2 protein-coding genes are annotated in these 1,028 nt (G+C 61.8%); both read left to right on the forward strand.

Annotated elements, in window-relative coordinates; all coding sequences use genetic code 11:
* The coding region (locus GIW57_RS23645; RefSeq protein ID WP_236513157.1) for a transposase at positions 1-340 on the forward strand (340 nt) is incomplete at its 5' end.
* A partial coding sequence (locus GIW57_RS23650) for an IS3 family transposase (RefSeq protein ID WP_236513158.1) occupies positions 337-1,028 on the forward strand: 692 nt, incomplete at its 3' end. The genes GIW57_RS23645 and GIW57_RS23650, both read left to right, overlap by 4 nt.

Genomic DNA, 1,028 nt, shown 5'->3' on the forward strand with positions numbered 1-1,028 from the left:
AACTTGGACACTCGATAGGATCATTTTCGAGCATCGAGGTAGACCCATGGCAAAACAGATCACTCAGGGCATGAGGGACGAGGCGGTTCGCCTTGTCGTTGTAGAGGGGCAGACAGTAAGAGACGTCTGCCAGCTGATGGACGTCGGCCCGACGGCGCTGAGGCGGTGGATCGAGCAGTGGCGGCGAAAACATGACCCGCATGCGGAGGCGCCACCAGTAGATGCGCAGGTCAGAATCGCCGAACTGGAAGCCCAGAACCGCAGGCTCAAGGAGGAGCGCGACCTGCTAAAAAAATCCATCGCCTTCTTCATTCGGGACAGCGATCACCGGAACAAGTGATCCAGGAATTGGGGAAGGCCGCTCCGATCCGGTTGGTGTGCCAGTTGATGGACTATCCCCGTAGCAGCTACTACGCCTGGCTGCATCGGGAGCCTCGCATCGACCGGGAGCTGCTGGCCCAGGTTGATCTGGTTCGTCGCATTCATAAGTCCCACCGGGGCAGCTGCGGCTCACGCAGGATGGCCCGGGAACTGACCAATAGCGGTCTGCAGGTTGGTCGCTACCGCGCCCGGACGCTGATGCGCCGGGCCGGTGTCAGGGCGCGACAGCACAAGCGGCACAAGTACCACAGCCTTGGGCCGCAGGCGCTGACCGCTCCCAACATCCTGGACCGTCAGTTCAATCCGGAGGCGCCAAATCAAGTCTGGGCTGGCGATATCACCTACATCCCCACCCAGCAGGGGTGGCTGTATCTGGCCGTCGTTGTGGATATGTATGCCCGTCGAATCGTGGGTTGGGCGCATTCCCACGAAGCAGATGCGTGGTTGGCGGTCAGAGCCCTGCGCGGCGCACTGAAACAGCGCTGCCCCCAGGCGGGACTGCTGTTCCACTCGGACCAAGGGCGGCAATACACCAGCCACGCGATGGCCGAGATCCTGCGCGACAACGGCATCACCCAGAGCATGAGCCGGAAGGGGAATTGCTGGGACAACGCGGTGGTGGAACGGGTATTTGCCACCCTCAAAGG

Origin of the sequence: Stenotrophomonas sp. PA-6-5C, from assembly GCF_021605635.1 — a bacterium.
GTDB lineage: Bacteria > Pseudomonadota > Gammaproteobacteria > Xanthomonadales > Xanthomonadaceae > Stenotrophomonas > Stenotrophomonas lactitubi.